This is a genomic window from Mesorhizobium vachelliae (assembly GCF_033977325.1).
Taxonomy (GTDB): Bacteria; Pseudomonadota; Alphaproteobacteria; order Rhizobiales; family Rhizobiaceae; genus Mesorhizobium; species Mesorhizobium vachelliae.
The window spans coordinates 129,787-153,205 of sequence record NZ_JAVIIR010000011.1 but is presented as its reverse complement, the minus strand read 5'-3'; the positions used below and the strand labels follow the sequence as shown (position 1 = coordinate 153,205).

19 protein-coding genes are annotated in these 23,419 nt (G+C 65.9%); 18 read left to right on the top strand and 1 reads right to left on the bottom strand.

What is annotated here, in order from left to right:
* The first annotated feature begins 14 nt into the window (after nt 1-14).
* The 3 genes from RFM41_RS22735 (at nt 15) to RFM41_RS22725 (ending at nt 2,090) form a co-directional block, all read left to right on the top strand.
* On the top strand, nt 15-464 hold the full coding sequence (locus RFM41_RS22735) for an Lrp/AsnC family transcriptional regulator (protein ID WP_320251157.1): 450 nt from the start codon (nt 15-17) through the stop codon (nt 462-464).
* Between the two features lie 95 nt (nt 465-559).
* Nucleotides 560-1,330, top strand: a complete 771-nt coding sequence (locus tag RFM41_RS22730) for a 2-keto-4-pentenoate hydratase (protein WP_320251159.1) — start codon at nt 560-562, stop codon at nt 1,328-1,330.
* A 25-nt stretch (nt 1,331-1,355) separates the two neighbouring features.
* The gene (locus RFM41_RS22725; RefSeq protein WP_320251160.1) at nt 1,356-2,090 is read left to right on the top strand and encodes an SDR family oxidoreductase; all 735 of its coding nucleotides are present in this window, start codon (nt 1,356-1,358) and stop codon (nt 2,088-2,090) included.
* 25 nt (nt 2,091-2,115) lie between these two features.
* On the opposite strand, the gene tssH is transcribed toward RFM41_RS22725, so the two are convergent.
* Nucleotides 2,116-4,935: a type VI secretion system ATPase TssH gene (gene tssH, locus RFM41_RS22720; RefSeq protein ID WP_320251161.1), complete on the bottom strand. Its 2,820-nt coding sequence runs from the start codon at nt 4,933-4,935 to the stop codon at nt 2,116-2,118.
* 332 nt (nt 4,936-5,267) lie between these two features.
* On the opposite strand from tssH, the gene tssA reads away from it, so the two are divergent.
* The 15 genes from tssA (at nt 5,268) to RFM41_RS22645 (ending at nt 23,413) form a co-directional block, all read left to right on the top strand.
* A complete protein-coding gene (tssA, locus tag RFM41_RS22715; protein WP_320251163.1) occupies nt 5,268-6,443 on the top strand; it encodes a type VI secretion system protein TssA in 1,176 nt (391 codons plus the stop codon).
* A 6-nt stretch (nt 6,444-6,449) separates the two neighbouring features.
* Nucleotides 6,450-6,986 (top strand): type VI secretion system contractile sheath small subunit, encoded by a 537-nt coding sequence (gene tssB / locus RFM41_RS22710; protein WP_149790589.1) that lies wholly within the window; start codon nt 6,450-6,452, stop codon nt 6,984-6,986.
* A gap of 3 nt (nt 6,987-6,989) precedes the next feature.
* Nucleotides 6,990-8,495 carry a type VI secretion system contractile sheath large subunit gene (gene tssC / locus RFM41_RS22705; RefSeq protein WP_320251167.1) on the top strand — a complete coding sequence of 502 codons (1,506 nt, stop codon included), beginning with the start codon at nt 6,990-6,992 and terminating at the stop codon, nt 8,493-8,495.
* A 72-nt stretch (nt 8,496-8,567) separates the two neighbouring features.
* Nucleotides 8,568-9,017 (top strand): Hcp family type VI secretion system effector, encoded by a 450-nt coding sequence (locus RFM41_RS22700; protein WP_320251378.1) that lies wholly within the window; start codon nt 8,568-8,570, stop codon nt 9,015-9,017.
* Nucleotides 9,004-9,756, top strand: a complete 753-nt coding sequence (gene tssE / locus RFM41_RS22695) for a type VI secretion system baseplate subunit TssE (protein ID WP_320251170.1) — start codon at nt 9,004-9,006, stop codon at nt 9,754-9,756. Before RFM41_RS22700 ends, tssE begins: the two co-directional genes overlap by 14 nt.
* A 1-nt stretch (nt 9,757) precedes the next feature.
* A complete protein-coding gene (tssF, locus tag RFM41_RS22690; protein WP_320251174.1) occupies nt 9,758-11,632 on the top strand; it encodes a type VI secretion system baseplate subunit TssF in 1,875 nt (624 codons plus the stop codon).
* The gene (gene tssG / locus RFM41_RS22685) at nt 11,596-12,663 is read left to right on the top strand and encodes a type VI secretion system baseplate subunit TssG (RefSeq protein WP_320251175.1); all 1,068 of its coding nucleotides are present in this window, start codon (nt 11,596-11,598) and stop codon (nt 12,661-12,663) included. The genes tssF and tssG overlap by 37 nt, the downstream gene beginning before the upstream one ends.
* A complete protein-coding gene (gene tagH, locus RFM41_RS22680) occupies nt 12,660-14,105 on the top strand; it encodes a type VI secretion system-associated FHA domain protein TagH (protein ID WP_320251176.1) in 1,446 nt (481 codons plus the stop codon). Before tssG ends, tagH begins: the two co-directional genes overlap by 4 nt.
* A 4-nt stretch (nt 14,106-14,109) precedes the next feature.
* Entirely contained in the window at nt 14,110-14,562 is a 453-nt protein-coding gene (gene tssJ / locus RFM41_RS22675; RefSeq protein WP_320251177.1) for a type VI secretion system lipoprotein TssJ, read from the top strand.
* A 35-nt stretch (nt 14,563-14,597) separates the two neighbouring features.
* Nucleotides 14,598-15,932: a type VI secretion system baseplate subunit TssK gene (tssK, locus tag RFM41_RS22670; protein ID WP_320251179.1), complete on the top strand. Its 1,335-nt coding sequence runs from the start codon at nt 14,598-14,600 to the stop codon at nt 15,930-15,932.
* Between the two features lie 4 nt (nt 15,933-15,936).
* Nucleotides 15,937-17,265, top strand: coding sequence for a type VI secretion system protein TssL, long form (gene tssL / locus RFM41_RS22665; RefSeq protein ID WP_320251181.1), 1,329 nt, complete (start codon nt 15,937-15,939; stop codon nt 17,263-17,265).
* 1 nt (nt 17,266) lies between these two features.
* Nucleotides 17,267-20,803 carry a type VI secretion system membrane subunit TssM gene (tssM, locus tag RFM41_RS22660; RefSeq protein WP_320251183.1) on the top strand — a complete coding sequence of 1,179 codons (3,537 nt, stop codon included), beginning with the start codon at nt 17,267-17,269 and terminating at the stop codon, nt 20,801-20,803.
* Nucleotides 20,785-21,321 (top strand): type VI secretion system-associated protein TagF, encoded by a 537-nt coding sequence (tagF, locus tag RFM41_RS22655; protein WP_320251185.1) that lies wholly within the window; start codon nt 20,785-20,787, stop codon nt 21,319-21,321. Before tssM ends, tagF begins: the two co-directional genes overlap by 19 nt.
* Nucleotides 21,321-22,406: a DUF2169 family type VI secretion system accessory protein gene (locus tag RFM41_RS22650; RefSeq protein ID WP_320251186.1), complete on the top strand. Its 1,086-nt coding sequence runs from the start codon at nt 21,321-21,323 to the stop codon at nt 22,404-22,406. Before tagF ends, RFM41_RS22650 begins: the two co-directional genes overlap by 1 nt.
* Nucleotides 22,403-23,413, top strand: a complete 1,011-nt coding sequence (locus RFM41_RS22645) for a hypothetical protein (protein ID WP_320251188.1) — start codon at nt 22,403-22,405, stop codon at nt 23,411-23,413. The genes RFM41_RS22650 and RFM41_RS22645 overlap by 4 nt, the downstream gene beginning before the upstream one ends.
* Nucleotides 23,414-23,419: the final 6 nt, after the last annotated feature.

Below are 23,419 nucleotides of genomic sequence, written 5' to 3'. Positions count from 1 at the left end.
TAGCTGAAAGCGCCATGGTCTCACTGGACGCCATCGACCATCGCATCCTGCGCGAGCTGCGGCAGGATGGCCGCATCTCGACGGTGGATCTGGCCGAGCGCGTCGGCCTTTCGCCCACGCCCTGCGCGCGCCGGCTGAAGAGGCTCGAGGAAACGGGCGTGATCCAGGGCTACGCGGCCCGCATTGATCCGGCAGCGCTGGGCCTCGGTGTCTGCGTGATGGTTTCCGTGCGTCTTGGACAGCAGGGCCCCGAAGGTGCCGGCCTGTTCCTGGACGAAGTGGCGAAACACCCGGAGATCACCGAATGCCTGCTCGTGACGGGGAATATCGACTACCTGTTGCGGGTGTGGGTCAAAGACATCGCGGCGCTTCGCGAATTCATCAGCAACGTGCTGCAATCAATTCCATCGGTGGCCGAGACGTCGACGATGGTCGTGCTCAACCCCGACGAGACCAATCTCTAGTTCGGGAAATCCTGATGCCGAAAACGCTTTGAGGGTTTGCGGCTTACGACGAAATTAGTCCGGCGAACCGTCGGACGGGAATGGAGAGACCTGACATGGCATTCGATATCGTTGGGGCCGCACAAGCGCTGGTGCGCGGCCATCGAGACAACACGCAGTTCGTGACGATCGAGGGGTTGTCGGACCTCGTCTCCGCCTACAAGGTGCAGGACGCCTACGTCGGGGCTATCATCGGGAACGACCGCATAGCCGGCTACAAGATCGGCTTGACCTCGCACAGCATGCAGAGCATGTGCGGGATCGATCACCCTGTCGCCGGCGCCGTTTTCGGGCGGCGGGTGATGCACAGCGGAGCGAAGCTCTCGCTGACCGGCTACGGCCATCTCGGCCTGGAATTCGAGATCTGCGCCCGGCTCGGCCGCGATCTCGCGCCGCGCGCCGCACTTTATACGCGCGACGAGGTCGCCGCGGCGGTCGATGGCGTCTGCGCGGCGGTCGAGGTGGTGGACGATCGCCATGCCGACTACTCGGTGCTGGATGTGCGCTCGCTGGTGGCCGACAATTCGTGGAATGCCGGCGTGGTGCTGGGCGATTTCGTCACCCCGCCGGCAGCATTGGAGAAAGTCGAGGCGATCGTCTACCAGGGCGGCGTCGAGATCGGCAGAGGGGTCGGCGCCGATGCGCTCGGCCACCCCTATGAGCCGCTGGCTTGGCTGGCAGACCATCTCGGCGCCTCCGGCAGGGGCATGAAGGCCGGCGACATCGTCATGACGGGCAGCATCGTGCGCACACGCTTCCCCGACAAGGCATTTTCCTATCGGTTCGACATTGCCGGTCTTGGCAGCGTCGAGGTCAGCGGCGCCTGAGGCGTAGCATCATCGGAGAGGACGGATGGATCTTGGATTGAAGGGCAGGAACGCGCTCGTGCTGGGCGCTTCGAAGGGACTCGGCCGCGCCGTGGCCAAGGAATTGCTGGACGAGGGCGCGCGTGTGGCAATCTGCGCCCGCACCGCCGCGGCGCTGGAGCAGACCGCCCGCGAGATCGGCGCGACGGCACTCGTCTGCGACCTCGCAAAGCCAGGCGCGGCGACGGAACTGGTGGAGCGGACCAAGGCGGCGCTGGGCGCGCCGGACATCGTTGTGGTCAACACCGGCGGCCCGCCGACCGCGCCCTTCGACGAAATCACCATCGAGCAATGGCGCGCGGCCTTCGACAATCTGTTCATGAGCGCCGTGGAGATCGTGCGGGCGGTGCTGCCGTCGATGCGCGAGAAGAAATGGGGCCGCGTGCTGTTCGTGACCTCCATCGCCGCGAAGGAGCCGATCAACCGCTTTGCACTCTCCAACTCGCTGCGCGCCGGCATCCACGGGCTGATCAACACGCTGAGCAAGGAAGAAGGGGCCAACGGCATCACCTTCAACGCGCTGATGCCGGGCTATACGCTGACCGAGAGGCTGGCGGACGCGAAGCTCGACCTGGAGAAGGTGAGCCAGGCGATACCCGCCAAGCGCATCGGCCGTCCCGAAGAGTTCGCGGCGCTGGCCGCCTTCCTTGCCTCCGACCGCGCCTCCTACATCACCGGCCAGGCCGTCGCCTGCGACGGCGGCGCGCTCTGGTCGATCTGAGGGCGGCATCCCTCACCATTGAGGCCTATTCGAACGCGTAGGTAAATCCTTCCGGCGACGCACCCACGATGACCTTCGCCATCTTCTTGCCCTCGAGCGAGCGGTTGAGCACGCCGCGGCTCAGTTCCGGCAGCAGCGTGTTGGTCAGGATGGCGTCGATCATGCGGCCGCCGGATTCGATCTCGGTGCAGCGCGCCTTGACCAGGTCCATCACGCCGTCGCCGATCACCAGCTCGGCGTCGTTGGTGGCCTTGAGGCGGCGCGCGATCTTGCCGAATTGATGGCGGGCGATCGCCTCGATCATGGAATCCGACAGCGGATAGTAGGGAATGGTCACCACGCGGCCAAGGAACGCCGCTGGAAACACTTTCAGCAACGGCGCGCGCAGCGCCGTGTCGAGATCGTCGATGCCGGTCCGCACCGTGCCGTTCCTGGTGCGATCCATGATGACGTCGGAGCCGACATTCGAGGTGAGCAGGATCAGCGTGTTCTTGAAGTCGATCCGGCGGCCTTCGCTGTCGTCCATCATGCCCTTGTCGAAGACCTGGAAGAAGATCTCGTGCACGTCGGGATGCGCCTTCTCGACCTCGTCGAGCAGGATCACCGAATAGGGTTTTCGGCGCACCGCCTCGGTCAGGATGCCGCCCTTGCCGTAGCCGACATAGCCGGGCGGCGCGCCCTTCAGCGTCGAGACGGTGTGCGCTTCCTGGAACTCCGACATGTTGATCGAGATCAGGTTCTGCTCGCCGCCGTAAAGCGTCTCGGCAAGCGCCAACGCAGTCTCGGTCTTGCCGACGCCGGAGGGGCCGCAGAGCAGGAACACGCCGACCGGCTTTTCCGGCGCGCCGAGGCCGGCGCGGCTGGTCTGCACGCGCTTCGCGATCATCTCCATCGCATGGTCCTGGCCGACCACGCGCTCGGACAGCGTTGCGGCGAGCCTGAGCGCCTTTTCGGTCTGGCTGGAGAGCATGCGCCCGGTCGGGATGCCGGTCCAATCCTGCACCACGGCGGCGACCGCATTGCGGTCGACTGACGGCAGGATGAGCGGCGTCTCGCCTTGCGCCGCGGCAAGTTCGGCCATCAGCTCGCGCAGCCGCTCAAGATCGGCGACAGCTTCATCCGCCGGTTTGGCGGAAGCTGTTTCGGCCTTCGCGGCCTTGGCCGCCTTGGCTTTAGAGGCTTTGGTCTTCTTGGTCTCGGCAGCCTTGCCATCGCCAGCCTTGCTTTCGGGAGCCTCCTGCTCGGGCTCCTTTGCCGTGCCCTCCGCCTCCACTGCGCCGTCATCGGCTGCTTCGTCGAGCGGCACACCCTCGCCGCGCAATTTTGCGCGCAGGTCGAGTATCTCGGTGACCAAGGCCTTTTCCCGATCCCAGCGTGCCTGGGCTGCGGCCAGACTTGTCTCGGTTTCCGCCAGCCCGGCATCGACGCGGGCCTGCCGGTCGGCGACGTCGATGCCGATCGCCGCCTCGCGGCCGATGATGCCGCTCTCGACCTCCAGCGCCTGGCGGCGGCGCAGGATATCCTCGACCTCGGCCGGCGTCGCATGCTGCGAGACCGCGACGCGGGCGCAGGCGGTGTCGAGCAGGCTGACGGCCTTGTCCGGCAATTGCCTGGCCGGGATATAGCGATGCGACAGCGAAACCGCCGCCTCGATCGCCTCGTCGAGGATCTGTACCTTGTGGTGCTGCTCCAGCACACCGGCGACGCCGCGCAGCATCAGCACGGCCACCGCTTCCGAGGGCTCGTCGATCTTGACCACCTGGAAACGGCGGGTGAGCGCCGGGTCCTTCTCGATGTGCTGCTTGTATTCTGCCCAGGTCGTGGCGGCGATGGTGCGAAGCTCGCCGCGCGCCAATGCCGGTTTCAAGAGATTGGCCGCATCGCCGGTGCCGGCCGCGCCGCCGGCGCCGATCAGCATGTGCGCCTCGTCGATGAACAGGATGATCGGCACCTCGGAGGCCTGGACCTCGTCGATGACCGCCTTCAGCCGCTTCTCGAACTCGCCCTTGACGCTGGCGCCCGCCTGCATAAGCCCGACATCAAGCATGCGCACGCTGACATTCTGCAATGTCGGCGGCACGTCGCCCTGGGCGATGCGCAGCGCAAATCCCTCGACCGCCGCCGTCTTGCCGACGCCGGCCTCGCCGGTCAGGATCGGGTTGTTTTGCCGGCGTCGCATCAGGATATCGACGATCTGCCGTATCTCAGGGTCGCGGCCGACGACCGGATCGATCTTGCCGTCGCGGGCGCGCTGGGTGAGGTCTGTAGCGTACTTGGCTAAAGCCGAATCCCCGCCCGGACCGTGCTTCTTCCGCGCCTCGGTGGCGGGCTCGGCAGGAGGTGAGCCGGCTTCGAGCGAGCCTTCCGTGACATCGGCGAAGCGGGAATCGACACTGTCGGCGTCGATCTTGTCGAACTCGGCGCTGATCTTGGACACCAGGCCTTCCAGCGCCGGCGTCTTCAGGCAGGCAAGCAGAATATGAGCGCTGCGCACCTCGTCCACGCCGAATTCCAGCGTCGCCAGGTTCCAACCCTCCTGGATGGCGTGGAAGATATGGTCGGAGAATTCCTCCACCGAGGTCGCGCCGTAAGGCAGCTTGTCGATGGCGCGGGTCATGTCGGCCGTCAGCCGGCTGACATCCAGTCCGGCGTCGGCGACGATCATCTGCACATCCGAGCGCTCGGACAGCACCAGCTGCTGGATGAAATGGGCGAGCTCGACATAGGGATTGCCGCGCAACTTGGCCGTGTCGGCCGCGGCCTTGAAGGCACGCACCCCCGTGGCGTTGAGCTTGGCGACCAGTTCCTTACGCTTGAAGCTCTGCGATGACCGGCGCTGTTCCATCGAACCTGCTCCCGCAATCTGCCGACCGTACCCTGCCATATAAGCGGCTGCTTGACAAAGCCGTGTGACGGATAAGGCGTTTGGACCTATCCGGGCGGCACCGCCCGGTTACACAAGCCTTGCAAACTCGTGGCCAACAAACACGATTGCTGTCCAGGCTATGCGAGCCATTTCACATACCGGGCCTGGCAATCGCGCAATGGGTTTCGCCGAAGAGAACGGTCGCGTTTAGCTTCCGTTAGTTTTTGCGCAGATGCTCAATTGTCGTCGCATGAGGCCGGTGATAACGTTACGTCACATAGGGGTCTCAGGGCCGCTGGCTGGGGGTTAGTGTGATTGATCTCGCACTCTGGCTGAATCCTCTGAACGGTGAGAATCCGTCGGGAGAGGACTTGCGCAACGACCCGGCCTTTCATGAGCTGGAGCGCCTGACCGAACCTCAGCTCAAAGTTGTTCACGACGGCAACGGCAAGCCCACATCGCAATCCAGTCCGGTCGACTGGGCGGCGGTGCTCGAAAGGGCCGAGGAGCTGCGCTCCCGCGGCCGGGACCTGCGCCTGCTCGTCATCGTCGCGCGGGCCTTGGCCAACGAGGAAGGGCTGGCCGGCCTCGCCCAGGGCCTGACGCTCATCGCCAGGACCTTCAACGAGCATTGGGACACGATGCATCCGGCATTGCGGGCGAACGCGCCGCCGCGCGACGCCGCCTTGCGCCGTATCAACGCGCTGCTCGATCTCCAGAATGCCCAGGAAGGCCTGCTGACGAACCTGCGCGGAACCGTCTTCTTCTCGCCGCGCCAGGTCGGGCCGATCAGCGGACGCGACCTGGAACAGGGCGCGCTCGACGAGCGCGTCATGCTGCAGGAAGCGGCCTCGGGACTGAACGCCGCCGAAAAGGCGGCGTTGGCAAGCGCCCACAACCAGATGCTGAACCGGGTACGCGCCGGATGCGCGGCGCAAATCGATCAGGCCGGCGAGGCGATGACGTCGCTGCTGGCCGACGCGCGTGCCGCGATCGCCGCCCTCGACGCGGTGGATGCCGCGCTCAACGCCCGCATCGAAGGCCATGGCGCCACTGTTCCGGAATTGAAGAAGTTCCTGCAGCGTTTGCTGACGACGCTGGAGCGGAATTCCGGTGCCGGCGCCATGGCGAACGGCGCCGCGAGGCCCGCTCCGCAGGCGGCAGCGGAACCAGCAATGCCCGCCCGCAACGGTCATGGAGCCGAGACGATGGCAAGTGTGGCAAGCCCCGTGGAAGCGAGCGCCGGTCTGCCGGACCGGATCAGCTCGCGCGACGAAGTCGTCAAATGCCTCGACCTCGTCGTCGCCTTCTACGACCGCACCGAACCCTCCAGCCCCATCCCGCATCTCGCCCGGCGCGTGCGCCGGATGGTGCACATGGATTTCGTGGAACTGATGGAAGATCTCGCCCCCTCGGGGCTGAAGGAGTTCCGGCAGCTTGCCGGCGTCCCCGATCCGAAGAAGCCGGCCCAGAAGGATGAAAGGTAGAAAAGCATGCCAGCAGAGAGCAAAGCGAAGGTCATCGAAAGAAACCGCGCGCCGCGCGTGCAGATCGCCTACGACGTCGAAACCTACGGCAGCCCAACGACGATCGAACTGCCGTTCGTCATGGCCGTGATGGCCGACCTTTCCGGCGCCTCGCAGACCAAGGAAGCGTCGAAGTCGGTGCTCGACCGCAACTTCGTCGAAACCGACGCCAACCGCTTCCCGAAATTCATGGAAGCGATGGGGCCGCGCGTGAAGGCGCGGGTGAAGAACACGCTGCCGCAGGCCGAGGGCCAGGAGCGCGACGAAGAGCTCGCCATCGACCTCACCTTCTCCAAGATGGGCGATTTCGCGCCGGACAAGATCGCCGAGCAGGTCCCGCAACTGGCCGAGATCCTGAAGATGCGTCGCCAGCTCGAGGAGCTGCTCGGCTTCATGGACGGCCGTGTCGACGCCGAAAAGCGCATCGCGCAGCTTCTGAACAACGAGCCGCTGCTGAGCAAGATCGCCAGCCAGGCGATGGATGACGGCAAGGGCGAGGAGTAAGTCATGGCCGAACAGCAAAAGACAGCAGCCGCCACCGCCGAGGCGGAAGCCATCGATCTCGGCGAATTCAGCGGACTCCTTGAAAAGGATTTCAAGGTCAAGAAGGACGACAGCGAGAAGCTGCAGCAACTGGTGCGCAACCTGGCTTTGGCCGCGCAATCGCGCTCCGAGACCACGACCATCTCTTCCAATGCGATCAAGTCGATCAAGTCGCTGATCGCCGGCATCGACAAGATGCTGACGACGCAGGTCAACGAGATCCTGCACGCGCCGGAAGTGCGCGAGATGGAAGGCACCTGGCGCGGCCTCTGGTACCTGATCAACAACACCGAGACGGATACCAAGCTCAAGATCCGGGTGATGAACATCTCCAAGGAGCAGCTGGCCGACACGCTGGAGGACTATGAAGGCCAGATGTGGGACCAGAGCCCGGTCTTCAAGAAGGTCTACACGGACGAGTATTCGATGCTGGGCGGCGAGCCGATCGGCTGCATCATCGGCGCCTATGAATTCTCGAACCACCCGCGCGACGTCGGCCTGCTGCGCAACATTTCCGGCGTCTGCGCCTCGGCGCATACGCCGTTCATCGCCGCCGCCTCGCCGCGTCTGTTCCGCATGGACAGCTGGCAGGAACTGCCGAACCCGCAAGACCTGCAGATGATCGTCAACAACCCGGCCTATGCGTCGTGGCAGTCGCTGCGCGAAAGCGAGGACGCCCGCTATATCGGCCTCACCATGCCGCGGGTGCTGGCGCGCCTGCCCTACGGCTCGGAAACCGTTCCGGTGAAGGGCTTCACCTTCGAGGAGGAGGTGGGCGGCGACCACAACAAATATGTCTGGATGAACGCCGCTTTCCCGATGGGCGTGAACATCAACCGCAGCCACAAGCTCTATGGCTGGGGCACGCAGATCCGCGGCGTCGAGAATGGCGGCACGGTGCTCAACCTGCCGGTGCACGCCTTCCCGACCGACGACGGCTCGATCGCGATGAAATGCCCGACCGAGGTCGCCATCGACGACCGGCGCGAGGCGGAGCTCGCCAAGCTCGGCCTGATGCCGATCCTGCATCGCAAGAACACCGACCTCGCGGCCTTCATCGGCGCGCATTCGCTGCAGGACGACGAGACGCGCGCCGGGCGCCTGGTCGACCCGGATGCGCAGTCGAACGAACGGCTCAGCGCCAACCTGCCTTACCTGTTCCCGGTCTCGCGCTTCGCGCATTACCTCAAGGCGATCGCGCGCGACAAGATCGGCTCGTTCAAGGAACGCACCGACATGGAGATCTGGTTGACCGAATGGATCAACCGGTACGTGCTGGCCAACCCTGCCTTCGCCGACGACAAGGCGCGCGCCAAGCGCCCGCTTGCCGCGGCCGAGGTCCAGGTCGACAGCGTCGAAGGCCGGCCCGGTTACTACAATGCCCGTTTCTACCTGCGTCCGCACTACCAGCTGGAAGGCATCAACGCCTCGCTCCGGCTGGTGTCGGAACTGCCGTCGGTGAAGGGCTGAACTCGTTAAGCAAAGTCATCTGTTTCGTAGCGGTGGAGAAAGACAATGCCAGACAGAACCGATGCGCCTTCGATGAAGATCGACGGCTTCCTGAAAGTCCCGGACATCAAGGGCCCGAGCAAGCGCGACGGCCATGAAGACGAGATCGAGATCCATGGCGTCGATTACAAGATGATCGCGCCCTACGACCCGAACTCGCTGTCGCGGCGCGGCCGCGTGTCGATGGGAATGATCAAATTCTTCAAGCATTACGACAAGTCGTCGCCCTACCTGAAGAAGGCGCTGTTCGAGAACAAGGCGCTGGACGAGGTGGTGTTCTCGGCACGCCGCACCATCGACGGCGAGACCAGCGACTATCTGGTGGTCACGCTCACCGACGCTTCGGTCATGGAATACGACATGCGGCAGGCCCACGATGAGGCGGACCTCATCGAGGAAGAGGTCAGCTTCGCCTACAAGAAGATCAAGTTCGTCTACAACAAGGACGACGAGATCGAAATGGACGTCTATGTCGGCAAGTGAGGCCAAGCGGCCTGGCGCGAAAGCGCAGCTTGCCGGCAGCTCGCGGGCAAAGCGCGAGGCGGTCCAGCCCTCCCTCTGGGACCGCCTCGTCAACGATCTGCCCGGGCTGACGTCGGAGATCGACGGGCTGCGCCGTCTGCTGGACGAAGAACTCGGCGCCGAGCGCGTCGAGGCTCTTCTTGCCGGCAGCGCGCGCGCCATCGATGCCGATGCGGAATTGACGCCGGAACAGAAACGGCGCCTGCACAGGCTGGTCTTTCAGACCGACCACCGCGCCGAGATCGAAAACCGCGGCGTGGTGGTGTCGGCGCGCGTGCTCAGGGAAGCGGTCCGTCGCGACATAGAGGCCCTGTTCAATACCGAGCGTTTCGAATCCGTGCCGATGCTTTCCGATGCCGAGCACGAACAGCCTTTGGATGAGTTGCCGCCGCTTGCCGACTTTCCGGAGGTGCGCCGCAGCGTCGTCAATTATGGCGTGCCGTCCTTTTCGGGTCGCTCGTCGCGGGATTTCGACCGCGATACGCTGGCGCGAGAGATCCGCGCTGTGCTCGCCACCTTCGAGCCGCGTCTCAAGGAAAGCGCCACGACGGTCAACGTCACCCTCGGCGACAAGAGCGTCGGTCTGAAGATCGAGATCGACGCCGTGCTGATCATGACGCCGACGCCGGAACGCATGCGGCTGCGCACCACGATCAATCTCGACAACGGCCTGGCGCGAACCGAATTCCGGGAGACCTGAGATGGATCGGGTCTTCGTGGAGTATTATGAAGAGGAACTGACCCATATCCGGGCGCTGGCCGCGGAATTCGCCGACATGCATCCGGCGGTCGCCCGCAACCTTTCCCTCGATACCGTCCCCTGCCCAGACCCTTATGTGGAGCGGCTGCTCGACGGCGTGGCCTTCCTTGCCGCGCGCACGCGGCTCAAGGTCGACGCGGAGCGCTCGCGCTTCTCGCGCGCCGTGCTCGACGTGCTCTATCCGGACCTGGTGACGCCAGCGCCGGCGACGGCGATGGCCGTGCTGAAACCCGGACAGCAGGTGCAGTCGATGATCGCAGGTCATGCTGTCGCGCGCGGCACGCGGCTGGTCTCCGGCCTGCATCCGGGGCTCTCGACGCGCTCGACCTTCACCACCGCGCAAGAGGTCACGCTGTGGCCGATCGCGATCACTTCGGTCAGCTATTTCCAGGACCGCAGCGCGCTGGCCGCCGCCGGCATCGCGCCGGTCGGCGGCGTGCGCGGCGAAGCGGCGTTCCGCATCGCGCTTACGCGAACCGGAAAAGGCAAGCTCGGCGAATTGTCGCTCGACCGTCTCGACCTCTATTTCGCCGGGCGCTCCAAGGCGCCGCTCATCTTCGACGCGATCTTCGGCGCCTGCTCGGCCGTCGGCGCGCGGGCGGAAGGCAAGACCAATCCGCTGACCGCGCTGCCCGAGCCCGAAATGATCGGGATCCACGACGACGAAGCGCTGATGCCGCGCACGCGGCCGACCTTCGAGGGATACCGGCTGCTGCGCGAGTATTTCATGATCCCCGAGCGCTTCCACTATGTGCGGGTCGCAGGCCTGCAGCCGGTGGTGCGCAAGTGTGATGCAGGGATCGAGATCATCTTCCTGTTCCGGCGCCCGGTGCCGGAACTCGCCGATGTGACGGCCGCCGATTTCGAGCTGTTCGCGACGCCGATCATCAATCTCTTCGAACGCGAGTGCAACGTCATCGAGATCGATCCGCGGCGGACGCGCCAGGTGCTGCATGCCGACCGCACGCGGGCGCGCGACTTCGAGATCTTCCGCGTCACCCGGGTGGAGGACGCCGAGGCCGAAGGCAGCGAAGCGGTCATTCCCGAATTGTTCAGCCTCGGCCAGAACCGCGGCAGCGGCTGGGTCTATTCGACGGAACGGCGCCCGCGCCGGGCCACGGAGGACGAGCGGCGCGACGGCCTGACCCGCACCTCCTACACCGGCGACGACGTCTTCCTTGCCGTCTCGCGGCCGGCCGGCAGCCAGCCCAACCGGCAGCTCAAGCGGCTCGACGTGATGGCGCTCTGCACCAACCGCGACCTGCCGATCTTGGACGACACGCCGACGCTGACGCTGGAGACCGCCGATCCGGTGGAAGCGGTGCGGCTGCTCGGCGCGCTGCGGCCGCCGCAGCCGGCGATCCCGGCAGCTCTGCCGGCCGGCGCCGAAGGCGAATCCCGCGCCGACAATCTTGCCTGGCGGCTGGTGGCGCAGCTCTCGCTCAACTTCCTCAGCCTCGCCAAGGAGGGCCGCGGCGTCGATCCCCTGCATGCCCTGCTCGACCTCTATGCCGACCGTGGCGATCCGAGCCTTGCCCGCAATGTGCATTCGATCACCCGCATCGACTCGCGTCCGGTGATCGAGCGGCTCAAGATCGACGGGCCCATGTGTTTCGGACGCGGCACGGAGGTCACGCTGCATGTCGACCAGTCGGTGCTGGCAGGCCAGAGCACGCTGCTGCTTTCGGCCCTGCTTGCGCGGCTGTTCGCCCGCCATGCCGGGATAAATGGTTTCGTGCGGACGCGTACGCGGCTGCTGCAGAAGCAGGAGGATGTGCCATGGCCGATGACGCCCGGCAATCGCTACCTGATCTAGCGCGGCCGGCCTCGAACGAAGCCGAAGCGCTGTCGGAGGGATACGATTTCTTCGAGCTGCTGCGCCGCCTGGAGCAGCGGCGCGGGCTGTTCGGTCATTCCGGAACCGCCGACCGCGAGCCGGCAAGGATCGGCCAGCATGTGCGCCTGAGCTTCTCGGCGCGGGACGTGGTCAAATTCCAGGATGCGGGTGAAAAGGCTCCGGCGCGGGTGACCGTCGCCAATCTCGGCCTGCTCGGGCCGGAAGGGCCGATGCCGCTGCATCTGACGCGCTGGGTGCTCGACCGGCTCTCGCAACGCTGGTTCACCGGTGCCGATGCCGAGCAGACCAGCGACACGACCTTCGTCGACTTCGTCAACATCCTGCAGCACCGTATGATCGCGCTCTACTATCGCGCGTGGGCGGATGCGCATCCGGCGGTGCAGGTCGAACGTTCAATCGGCGGGCGCGTCCGCGCCATGCTGGAGGCCATGGCGGGCATCGGCCTTCCCGGCACCCAGGATCCCGAGCTCGACACGGTGCGGCTGCGCCAGGCCGGCTCGCTGGCCAATCAAGTCGACGGCGCCGAGCGGCTGACGCTGTTTTTGGCCACGGCCTTCAAGGTGCCGGTTGAGATCAAGGAGTTCGTCGCCGCCTGGATCACCATTCCGAAGGCGCTGCAGAGCCAGGTCGGCAAGGCCTATGCGGCGCTGGGCAGCGGCGCGACGATAGGCCCGCGCGTCTTCAGCCGCCAGAGCCGGATCGAATTGCGCGTCGGGCCGCTCAGCCTCGACGACTTTAGGTCGTTCCTGCCCGGCGAACGTCGTCTAGCGCTGTTCAAGAAGGCGGTGCGCGACATGATCGGCGAGGCGCTCGACGTCGATCTCAGGATCGTGCTTGCGCGCGACGCCGTGCCGGCGCCGAAGATGGGAACCATCCAGCTCGGCCGGACCTCCTGGCTTTCGCGTCCCACCGAAATGGGGGACGCCGACGATCTCAGGCTGCGCACCATCGTCGGCTGGCGGCCGGACATGGCGGAGGCAGCCGCATGAGCCTGCTGCTGACGCTCGAACAAGGTCCGCGCTCGCAGGTGGTCAGGCAGACCCGGCTGGACGAGGGCGAACTGGTGATCGGTCGCAGCGCCGATGCCGGCTGGCAGATCGACGATCCGGACATGTTCGTCTCACGGGCGCACTGCAAGATCAGCGGCGGCCGCGACGGCTATTACGTCACCGACACGTCGAGCAGCGGGTTGTTCATCGACGATTCCGACAGCCCGCTCGGCACCGGCAGGTCGGCACGACTGCAAAGCGGCATGCGGCTGCGCCTGGGCGACTATGTGCTCCATGTCGAGGTTCAACCGAGCGCCGGCCACACCTCGATCGGTCAGGCGCCGATCGCCAACGCAGCGCCGGCATGGTCGTCGCCGCAATCGCGGACGCCAGCCAGCATCGGCGGGGACGATTTCTTCTCTGCCAAGGTCGAGGAGGAGCCGCAGCGGCCGCGTCCAGCCGGGCTGCCCGATCCGTTCGAGCAGCCAGTGCCCGGAGCCTACGATCGCGCCTCGAGCCAGCGCAGCTCGCCGGCCTTCGACGACCCGTTCAGCCTCGATCCGGTGGCAACGCCGGCCTCGGACGAAGGGGCCGCCGCCGGCCGGTCTGATCCGTTCGGCTTCGGCGACATGCCAATGCGCAGCGGCACGCCCGAACCGGTGCAGAGGCCGTCCGGCTTCGACGATTTCAGCTTCGGTTCGGCCGCGACGCCCGCTTCCGGCAACGGCGCCGATCGGGCCGATCGCGTTGAGCGGCCCGCCGAGAAGCCGAAGGCGGCCCGTCCGTGGGAGATACCGGCGCAGGCCGAACCCGCTGTGTCGCCGCCGCGCCGCGATCCCAAACCGTCACGCCCGACGTCACCGGCACCGAGCGACATGGCGCTGCGCGCGGCGTTCCTGCGCGGCATGGGCGTCGAGGAGGCCGATTTTCCCGGACGCGATCCGATCGCCGAGATGGAAAAGTTCGGGCGCGAATACCGGCTTATGCTCGATGGCCTGATGCAGCTCTTGCGCAAGCGCGCCGAGGAGAAGGGCAGCGCGCGCGTCGCCCAGACCATGGTCGGCGCTTCCGAGGTCAACCCGCTCAAGTTCCTGCCGACGGTCGAGGATGTCATCGTCACCATCATCGCGGAACGCAGCCCGGGCTTCCTCTCCGGCGAGGCGGCGATCGGCGACGCGGTCAAGGACCTCGCGCAGCATCACGTGCGCGCCTGGCGCGGCGTGCAAGCGGCGCTCCGGCGCATGATCGACCGCTTCGATCCGGCCGTGATCGAGGAAGAGCTCAAGTCCAATTCCGCGATCGGCAATCTGCTCGCCGGCGGGCGCAACGCCAAGCTGTGGGAGCTTTACCAGAAACGCCATCGCGACATCGCCCAGAGCGCGGAATCGAGCTTCCTGGGCGAGATCGGCGCAGACTTCAGGGACGCATATGAAGAGGAGTAGGGACATGATCGACAGACGCGAATTCATCGTTGCCATCGGCGCCACGGGGCTGCTTGCGGCTTGCCAGAGCGGCCCGCCGAAGCCATCGGTCATCTCGGTCAACGTGACCGGTGGCGCCGGCATGAACCCGGGACCAGGCGGCGGTGATCGGCCGGTGACGGTGCTGGTGATGCGGCTTGCCAGCACCGGCAAGTTCAATTCGGCCGATTATTTCGCGTTGCAGGGGGGCGCCAGCGCGGCGCTCGGGGCCGATCTGATCGGCATGGATACGATCTCGGTCGCACCGGGCAAGACGGCGGCCAAGACCATCACAGTCGAGCCGAACGCGACGGCGCTCGGCTTCGTCGCGCTGATCCGCGAACCGGGCGGACGCAATTGGCGCACGACCAAATCCGTTTCGCCAGGGTCGAAATTCACCATCAATGTCAGCCTCGGCAAGGGCGGCATCTCCGCCTAGCGACGCAACGACAAGGCAGTGCAGAGAGCAGTGGCATGAGCGACGCAAACAGGGTGCTGTGGTCCGAGGGCCTGTTTCTCAGGACCCAGCATTTCCAGCAGCAGGACCGGTTCTTCGAGGGGATGGTGCGCGGCGCCTTGCAGGCCGGCCAGCTCCATACGTTCGGCTTCCAGCAGCTGACGCTCGACCAGTCGCTGCTCGACGCCGGCCAGGTGTCGATCGTGTCCGCCCGGGGTATCTTCCCGGACGGCACACCCTTCTCCATCCCTGAGCTGATGGACGCGCCGAAGCCGTTGCCGGTCACGGCGGACACAGGCGCCGGGCCGGTGCTGGTGGCGCTGCCGCTCGAGCCGCCCGGCGGCGTCGGCTTCGATCCGGCGCATGCGGCATCGACGGGCGCACGCTACCACGGCAAGATCGTCCCGGTGCGCGATGCCGTGCAGGGCGGCGCCGATCCGGAAGAGATCGAGATCGCCCGGCCGCAGGCGGTGCTGCTGGCGCCCGGCAAATCAGTCGGCGGCTACACCGCGCTGCCGGTCGCCGACATCAAGGGTGTGCGCGCCGATGGCGGCGTCTCGCTCGACCCGGCCTTCCTGCCGCCGACGCTGATCACCGGCGCGGTCCACTGGTACCGGCAATTGCTGCAGGAGGTCGTCACCGGCCTCGACCAGATCGCCGAGGCGCATGGCAAGATGGTGATGGGCGGGGCAGGCCGCAGCGTCGAAGACTTGCTGATGCTGCACCTCGCCAATGCCGCGCGGCCGCGCCTTGCGCATATGCTGGCGCAGGATGTCTTCCATCCGGCCGAGCTCTATCTCGAGCTTGCCGGCCTCGCCGGCGAGATGGCCACCTACGGCTCAAGCTCGCGGCGGCTCGGCGAATTGCCGGCCTACGATCACATGGCGCCAGGCCCCGCCTATATGGCGCTCGCCGACGCGTTGCGTTCGCTCATCCTCAGCCTGCGCTACATCGAGCCGAAATCGCGCGCGCTGCCGGTCATGCGGCACGCGACCAATGTCTGGAAGGTGCGCATCGACAACCCGAAGCTGCTTGTCGCCAGCCGCATCGTCATCCGCGTCGGCTCCGAGCTTTCGGAGGACGCGCTGCGCAAGATCTTCGTCAACCAGGCGACCGTCGGCTCGGCGGACCAATTCGAGGGCCTGTGGAAGTCGCGACTGCCGGGCATTCCGCTGAAGCCGCTGCATTCGCAGCCGCGTGAGATCCCCTATGACGGCGACCGGCTCTGCCTGGAACTGGACCAGAAGAGCGAGCATTGGGCCTCGCTGCTCGACGCGCCGGGCTTCGTCATCGGCGTTTCCGGCGTGCTGCCCAGCGAGCCTCAGGTCGACTGCTATTCGGTGAACAGGTGAGGCCATGAGCCGGGATGATCCTTTCGGACTGTCGGAGGATCGCGAACGCACACGCATCCGGCTGACCGGTGCTGCGCCCCGGCCGATGGCGCCGCTGGCACCGGGCGCGCCGGTCAAGCGGGCGCGCGCCCACCCCAACACGCTGATCAATATCTTCGCGCCGCTGCTGGAATTCGCGCCCGAGCTCGAAAGCGCGCTGGCGCCGGAGAACCCGGAAGTGATGCGCACGCGCCTGCTCGACGAGCTGGTGCGGGCGCGCGATGCCGCTGTTGCCGCAGGCTCGTCGCTGGAGCGCGCGGACCAGGCGGCCTGGGCGGTAGCGGCGCTGCTCGACGATCTCGCGCTCAACACGCCATGGGGCGGCGCCAGCGCCTGGCCGCGCCAGCCGCTTGTGGTCATGCTGCGCGGGGATGTCGATGCCGGCACCCAGTTCTTCACGCGCCTCGACGAGCTGGAGCGACATCCCAACCGCGACCGCGAGATGCTGGAGCTGCAATATTACTGCCTGGCGCTCGGCTTCCGCGGCAAGTACCGCGTGCCCGGCCGCGCCGGCGACCGTTCGCTCAACGCCGTGCGTGTTGCGGCGGCACGCTTCCTGCGCAATGCGGACGCCGAGGACGCGCCGCTGTCGCCGAACTGGAAAGGCGTGACCGCCTCCGACGAGCCGCAACGCTTCATCGTGCCGATCTGGGTGATGGCGCTTGCCGCGGTCGTCGTCGCCGCAGCCGCCTATATCGGCCTGTCGATGGGCCTGAGCAGCCAGGCGGTCGAGCTGTCCGCGCTCGTGCGCACGCTGCCGCCGGCCTCGCGCGGCGACGTGACCCGCGCCGCGCCCAAGCAGGATGCCCCCGAACCCGAAGCGCCGCAGCCCGTCGATTTCGCGCTGCTGCCGGAGTTCAAAGCCGCGGCGCCGGACGAGCTGAAGGGCGCGCTCAGCGGCACCGAAAGCGTCTCGCTGGCCAAGCTTGTCATCCAGTCCTCCAACCCTGAGCTCTTCCAGTCGTCGCGGCCGACGCTGACGGAAGGCTACGAGCCGCTGATCGCTTCGATCGCCAAGGTGATCCTGGATAACAAGGAGCTGGTCGGGAAAATCACCGTCGTCGGCCATACCGACAATGTGCGCCTGCAAAAATCCAATCCGCTCGCCAGCAACCAGCGCCTGTCGGAAGCGCGCGCCGAAACCATAGCCAAGCTTCTGGTGCAGGCCGGCGTGCCACAGGAGAGTATTTCTTCCGAGGGCCGCGCCGAAACCGATCCGGTGGCCGACAACACGACGCGCGAGGGCCGCGCGCTCAACCGGCGCGTCGAGGTCTTGGTCGAGAAGAGGCTCTGAGATGTTCATCCTGCGCTTCCTCTGGGCCGTTATCACCTCGCGTTTTCTCTGGACGCTGATCGGCATCGCGCTGCTTTCGCTGTTGATCTGGGTGTTCGGCCCGATCGTGCAGGTCGGGCCTTACGCGCCGTTCGAGTCCGACAATGTGCGCATCGCCATCATCGCCGGGCTGATCATCCTGTGGCTCATCTGGCTGATCATCGCGCAACGTCGCGCGATCCGCGCCAACCGCATGTTCGTCGCCGAGATCGCGGCGCCGGTGACCGAAAAGCAGCTCACGCCCGGCGAGGAGAGCGTCGCGGCCGTCGGCGCCAAGTTCGGCGAGGTGATGGCAGAGCTCAAGCGGCGCAAGCTCGGCGGCAGGAAGTTCCTGCGCGAGATGCCCTGGTACGTGATTGTCGGACCGCCGGCGACCGGCAAGACCACGGCGCTGCGCCAATCCGGGCTCAACTTCCCGATCGACCTCACCGACGATCTGCAAGGCGTCGGCGGCACGCGCAATTGCGACTGGTTCTTCTCCGAGAACGCGGTGCTGATCGACACGGCGGGCCGCTACGTCCAGCAGGAGAGCCAGCCAGATATCGACGCGGCGGAGTGGCTGGGCTTCCTCGATCTTTTGAAGAAGCACCGGGGGCGCCGCGCGCTCAACGGCGTCATCGTCGCGCTGTCGATCGACGCGCTGTCGGAGGGCGACGACGCGATCAAGGCGCATGGCAGAAAAATCCGTCGCCGGCTGGCGGAGCTTAACGACCGGCTGGAGATCCGCCTGCCGGTCTACCTGATGCTGACCAAGGCCGACCTGATCAAAGGCTTCGAGGCATTCTTCGGCGGCTTGTCGACCACGGCGCGCGAGCAGGTGTGGGGAACCACCTTCCCGCTCGACGCCCGTGTCAACGCCGGCACGATCCAGACCGAGCTTGCCAGGCTCGCCGCCGAACTGGAGCGGCGGCTGGTGCCGCGGCTGGAAGACGAGGACAAGCTCGGGCAGCGCGCCGAGATCTTCCGTTTCCCGGCGCAGCTGGCGAGCCTCTCCGAGCCGATCCAGGTGCTGGTCGAGGCGATGTTCGGCGAAAGCCGCTATGAGGAGGCTGCCTGGCTGCGCGGCCTCTATCTGACCTCGGCAACGCAGGAGGGCGCGCCGATCGACCGGCTGACCGCAGCGCTGTCCTCATCCTTCGGGCTGCCGCCGCGTCGCGCCATGCCTGCGGCGCGCGTCGAGAAGCGCAGCTTCTTCCTGAGGAACCTGCTCACCGAAGTGATTTTCAAGGAAGCCGGGCTCGGCACATTCGATCCGCTGGCGCAGCGCCGCCGCGCCTGGATCTGGCGCGGCGCGGCCGCCGCCTGCGCGCTGGCCGCCCTGTTCGCCGGCGGGCTGTTCACCTGGTCCTATCTCGACAACCGTAATGCGATCACCGAACAGGCCGGCCAGTTCGAGGCACTGCAGCAGCCGCTGACCGATGTCGCCGCCATGCCGGCCGCGGTCGAGCAGCCGACCATGGATGGCGCGCTGGCGGCGATGGACGCGGTGGCGGCGGCTCGCACCGCGCCACCGGACGCGGTTCACAATCTGCTCGGCCCGACCGCCTCGGCCGAGCTGGTGCGCGCGCAGACCGACACCTATGAGCATGCGCTGCGCAACGTGCTCGAGCCGCATATGGTCGCGTTGCTCGAGGCCACGATGTGGCGGCAGATCCGCGATCCCGATTTCATGCTCGGCGCGCTGAAGACCTACCGGATGATGACCGGCCTGTCGCAGATGGACACCGACTTCGTCCAGAACTGGTGGGTGAACAGCCTGCCGCAATTCGCGCCGGCCGCGCCCTTCCCGACCGCGGACGCCGAGGAGCACCAGCTCGCCGCGATCCGCCGCATGGCGGTCGACGACAGCTACATCGCGCCGGACAAGGAACTGGTGGCCGAAGCGCTGAAGACGGTGTGCACGATCTCGCTGCCGGAGCGCGCCTACAAGCAGCTTCTGGCCGACCCGGAAGTGGCGGCGGTCAAAGAATGGGTGCCGGCCAATTTCGCCGGACCGAACGGCGCCAAAGTGTTCGCGCGCCGCTCCGACAAGACGCTGCGCGTCGGCGTTCCGGGCCCCTACACCTATGCCGGCTTCCATGACGCGATCCTCGACCGGGTCGAGGATGTCGCCGGGCAGGCGGCGCTCGACCGCGCGGTGTTTGCCGGCGGCTGCTCGGAGAATTCCGAGACGTCGGTCTCGGCGCTGTCGGAAGATATCCTGAAGCTCTATTACGACGACTATATCGCGCAATGGGATAGTTTCCTGCGCGACATGCGGCTGGCGCCGCTGACCGATCTCAATGTCGCCAGCGAGAACCTCAAGGATCTCTCGAGCGCCGACTCCGCGTTGAAGCGCTTGTTGACGGCGGTGGTGCAGGAGACCGACCTGACCCGCTCGGACGACGCAGCGGCCAACGACAAGAACGCCGCCAACACCGGTTCGAAGCTTTGGAGCAAGCTCGGCAAATTGGGCAAGGTGGTGAAGACGGGAGCGAAATTGCTGCCTCGCGCGGGCTCGGCCGATCAGGTCGACATGACCGGCAGCCTGGTGGCCGAGCATTTCAAGCCGCTCAAGGGCACGATCGCCCAGGTCGACGGCCAGCCGCCGGCGCTCGATGCCGCCGTGGTGGCACTGACGGCGCTGTCCAACGTGCTGCAGACGGTAACCGCCAACCCCGATCCGCAGGACGCCATCAAGAAGCAGGGTGGGCTTGCCGAACTGACAGGCGCGGTCGCCAGGCAGGCGCAGATCCTGCCCTCGCCGATCAACGACTGGCTGGGCGGCATTGCCGGCGACACAAGCGGCCTGTCGCAGAAGGCCGTCACCAACGAGCTCAACGCCATCTGGCGCGCCGACATCCTGCCCTTCTGCCAGGCGGCGCTCAACAACCGCTATCCGTTCAGCCCGGACAGCGCGGTCGACGTCAATGTGCGCGACTTCCAGCGCCTGTTCGGACCAACCGGACTGATCGATGCCTTCACCAACGACCACCTGATCAACTATGTCGACACCGCCAGCGAGCCGTGGAAATGGCGCGCCGATTTCGGTCTCGATCCGGCGGCGCTCGCGGCCTTCGAGCAGGCGCGCCACATCCGCGACGACCTCTTCCCCGGCGGCACCGGCCCGGTGATGAATTTTACGCTGGAGCCGAAGGACCTGTCGCCCAATGTGGCTCGCATGACGCTCAACCTCGATGGCCAGACCATGGAATACTACAACAACGCGACCAGGCCGCAGCCGATGACGTGGCCGGGCAAGGACGGCACCGGCGTGATCTCGCTCGCCTTCCAGCCGGTCGACGGCTCGCCCGAGGTGATGCTCAACGAAACCGGCAGCTGGGCGTGGCTGAGGATGCTGCGCGGCGGCCGCTTCAACGCGACCAAGCTCACCGACGTCTACAGCCTGCGGCTCGGCACCAAGGGGATGTGGGCCGATTTCGAGCTCAAGGCGGCCAGCGTCGAGAACCCCTACACGCTCGAGATGTTCAAGAAGTTCACATGTCCGCCGCAGATCTGATCCTGCCCGGCTTCTACGGCAAGATGCCCGCCGCCGGCGATTTCGTGACGCGGCGGTTGCCGGGCGATTTCGTACGCGTGTGGGACCGCTGGCTGGCGCAGCACATCGTGCCGCTGTTCGGGGTAGAGACCTGGCCGGCGGGCACGGCGCTGCGCTTCCTCAGCGGCCCTGGTTCCTTCGGCGCCTCCGCGGGCATCGTGCTGCAAAGCGCCGACAGGGTCGGCAGGCAATTTCCATTGAGCGTCGTCGCAAGGCTGTCGGAGGCGCCCCTTAAGCTGGCCTATGCCGACGCATGGTTCGAAAGCATCGAGGCCCCCGCTTTGGCCGCGCAGCGGGGGGAGCTGGCGCCCGACGAGCTCGACACGGCGCTGGGCGCGCTGCCGGTTCCACTTGTCGATGGCGATGTCATCGACGACCTGGTCATGTGGACCGCGCATACGGACATTTTCGACGTCGATCCGCAGGCGCCGCAACCGATGCTGGAGCAGATCTTCGCCGCGAGTTGGGAGACCAGCTGATGTTCGTCAGCCAGAACACCACGCCGTTTCTCGCCGAGACTTTTCCCTATCAGGATAAGCATTGCGTGAAGTTCTGCGTCGCGGTCGTTCGCGCGACATACGATGTCGATGAGCAAGGCAACTGCACGCCCAGCAAGACACAATCACCATTCGTCTACGCCGATACCCACTACGGCGATCCTGAAGTCACGTCCATTCGCGTCGAAACCGATTTTGCCCCCGTCAAACCCAAAAGCGAGGTCCTGCTCGATGCGGTGGCGATGGCGCCGCCTGGACAGCAGGCCGAATCGGTCGAAGTGCGCCTGGTTGGCCCAGGATTGGACAAGCGCGCGGTGGTTACCGGCCAACGGCGCTGGTTCAGAGGCGGGTTGGGCATCCAGGCTTCGCGGCCGACGCCCTTTGTTTCGATGCCGCTGGCATGGCACCTTGCCTTCGGCGGCACCGATCGAACGGATCCAGACCCGGCGAAGCATCGCAGCGACGCCATCAACCCGATCGGCAGCGGCTACCTTGCGGGTCAGGGCAATATTGATGGAACTCCGCTGCCTTGTGTCGAGCATCCCGATTCCCGAATGCGCATCTGGAACGATAGGCCCAAGCCGATCGGCTTTGGCCCCGTGCCGCGTTTTGCCAAGGAGCGCGCACGCTATGCCGGCACCTATGACAAACACTGGATGGAGAATGTGCTGCCGTTCCTGCCGCAGGATTTCGATGACCGCTACTTTCAGGCGGCGCCGGAGGACCAATGGCTCGACAAGCTCTCCGAGGGCATGATGTTCGGCTGCGCGGGCATGAACAAAGGTGGCATCTTCAAGGTGAAGCTGCCGGCGCTATCGGTGCCGGTGCGCTTCATGTTCGACGACAGGACCGAGCACAAGATGGCGACACCGGACACCCTGATCATAGTGCCGCATGAAAGCAGGATCGTGCTGGTGGGGCGGATCGGCGTCAGGCTACCTAGGAAGTTTGTGAAATTGCAGCAGGTCCAGGTGGGGAAGGAAACGAGGCATATCGGTCCGAAGACGCACTATGCCGGTTTGAAGGAGGCTGTTGCTGCGTTGGCCGGAAAGCGCAAGCAAAGATGACCGCTGTTACCTGCATCAGCCTCGTTTGCCCTGTTGGTTACACGCCGGCAAGCGCAGCCGCTGCAATGCGCGCGAGCATCTCGGTATTCGAAGAGCTGATGTATATGGACAGAGGCGGTCAGCCGCTGCGCGGCGCCAGGGTCGAAGCTGTTTCGCTTGAGATGCGCGGCCGCCACCGTCTCCGGGCGCTAGCCGAGCTCGCTGCCCGGCAGGTGGATGAAAAGGTGGCTGCCCTGCTTCCTTGGGGCGAGATGCCATTCTTCCTATGCATGCGGGACGCAGGCATGCCAGGGGCGCGCATCAACGGAATTCTGTCGGGCCTTGCGGTCATGGGTGGAAAGCCGTTGGTCGGGTCTCGTGCGTTCCAGGTCGCTCATGGGCAGATCTCGGCTTTTGTCGCGATGGAACAGGCACGCAAGCTACTCAATGAACGCGATGTCGAAGCTTGCGTTATCATGGCGATCGACAGTCTGATCGACGCTCGCTCGCTCAGTTGGCTGGATAGCCAGATGCGACTGAAGACGAGCGAGGTAACGGACGGCCTCATCCCCGGTGAAGCGGCCTGCATCCTGGTGGTCACCAAACGTCCGATCGTTGATGGCTCTTTGCGGTTGCGGGGGCTGGGGCTGGCGGTCGAAACGGCAACAGCCAGCAACGAGGAACCGCTGAGGGCCGAAGGCCTTGGAGCGGCGCTGAGAGCGGCGCTCGGTGAGGCTGGCGTCCAGATGCATGAGATCGCATTCCGCCTCAGCGATGTGGCAGGCGAATCCTACGCCTTTGAGGAAGTGGTGTTGGCGCAGATGCGCAACATGCGCCAGACACGACCGGAACAGCCGCTATGGCATGCTGCGGATTGCATGGGCGATTGCGGTTCGGCTGCCGGCCTTGTTCAATTCGCCTGGGCGGAGCAAGCGTTCAGGCGCGGTTACGCGCCTGGTCAACTTGCAGCCCTGCATGGCAGTTCGATGGGTTTCGGCGGTCGCGCTGCCGCCGTGGTTTCCGCGTAAAGGAGG

Coding starts and splice junctions, on each gene's coding strand:
- RFM41_RS22735 (WP_320251157.1), top strand. CDS start 15: ATGGTCTCACTGGACGCCATCGACCATCGCATCCTGCGCGAGCTGCGG.
- RFM41_RS22730 (WP_320251159.1), top strand. CDS start 560: ATGGCATTCGATATCGTTGGGGCCGCACAAGCGCTGGTGCGCGGCCAT.
- RFM41_RS22725 (WP_320251160.1), top strand. CDS start 1,356: ATGGATCTTGGATTGAAGGGCAGGAACGCGCTCGTGCTGGGCGCTTCG.
- tssH (WP_320251161.1), bottom strand. CDS start 4,935: ATGGAACAGCGCCGGTCATCGCAGAGCTTCAAGCGTAAGGAACTGGTC.
- tssB (WP_149790589.1), top strand. CDS start 6,450: ATGCCAGCAGAGAGCAAAGCGAAGGTCATCGAAAGAAACCGCGCGCCG.
- tssC (WP_320251167.1), top strand. CDS start 6,990: ATGGCCGAACAGCAAAAGACAGCAGCCGCCACCGCCGAGGCGGAAGCC.
- RFM41_RS22700 (WP_320251378.1), top strand. CDS start 8,568: ATGAAGATCGACGGCTTCCTGAAAGTCCCGGACATCAAGGGCCCGAGC.
- tssE (WP_320251170.1), top strand. CDS start 9,004: ATGTCGGCAAGTGAGGCCAAGCGGCCTGGCGCGAAAGCGCAGCTTGCC.
- tssF (WP_320251174.1), top strand. CDS start 9,758: ATGGATCGGGTCTTCGTGGAGTATTATGAAGAGGAACTGACCCATATC.
- tssG (WP_320251175.1), top strand. CDS start 11,596: ATGGCCGATGACGCCCGGCAATCGCTACCTGATCTAGCGCGGCCGGCC.
- tagH (WP_320251176.1), top strand. CDS start 12,660: ATGAGCCTGCTGCTGACGCTCGAACAAGGTCCGCGCTCGCAGGTGGTC.
- tssJ (WP_320251177.1), top strand. CDS start 14,110: ATGATCGACAGACGCGAATTCATCGTTGCCATCGGCGCCACGGGGCTG.
- tssK (WP_320251179.1), top strand. CDS start 14,598: ATGAGCGACGCAAACAGGGTGCTGTGGTCCGAGGGCCTGTTTCTCAGG.
- tssL (WP_320251181.1), top strand. CDS start 15,937: ATGAGCCGGGATGATCCTTTCGGACTGTCGGAGGATCGCGAACGCACA.
- tssM (WP_320251183.1), top strand. CDS start 17,267: ATGTTCATCCTGCGCTTCCTCTGGGCCGTTATCACCTCGCGTTTTCTC.
- tagF (WP_320251185.1), top strand. CDS start 20,785: ATGTCCGCCGCAGATCTGATCCTGCCCGGCTTCTACGGCAAGATGCCC.
- RFM41_RS22650 (WP_320251186.1), top strand. CDS start 21,321: ATGTTCGTCAGCCAGAACACCACGCCGTTTCTCGCCGAGACTTTTCCC.
- RFM41_RS22645 (WP_320251188.1), top strand. CDS start 22,403: ATGACCGCTGTTACCTGCATCAGCCTCGTTTGCCCTGTTGGTTACACG.